Source organism: Bacillus sp. mrc49 (assembly GCF_002803435.1).
This window is the reverse complement of record NZ_PHNG01000413.1, coordinates 1-309: the sequence shown is the minus strand read 5'-3', so window position 1 is coordinate 309 and position 309 is coordinate 1. Positions and strand designations below refer to the sequence as shown.

1 protein-coding gene is annotated in these 309 nt (G+C 46.3%); it reads left to right on the top strand.

Going from position 1 to position 309, the window contains the following annotated elements:
- Positions 1-309: substrate-binding domain-containing protein (locus CVN76_RS02555; RefSeq protein WP_232732079.1), on the top strand; the 309-nt coding region annotated here is incomplete at both ends.

Sequence of the window (309 nt, the reverse complement as noted above, 5' to 3'; positions counted from 1 at the left end):
TTGCCGAGAATCGATTACAAGACCGATGCACTCCTGAAAACGATGATCGATAAGTGGTGGAGGAAAAATTTTCAAGGTCCGCCGTTAGTTGGGATGGAGGTGGACAAAGGGGATACATGCAAGGAAATGGTCAAAAATGGCCTCGGGTATGGAATTCTTCCCAGTGTTTTATTGGAGCACGACCCATCCTTAAGGCAAATGGAGCTGAGGGATGAGCAAGGAAACCCGCTTATCCGGAATACGTGGATGTTATATCATGAAAAGTCCCTCGAACTAAAGCTGGTCAAAGAGTTTGTCGAATTTGTCGCG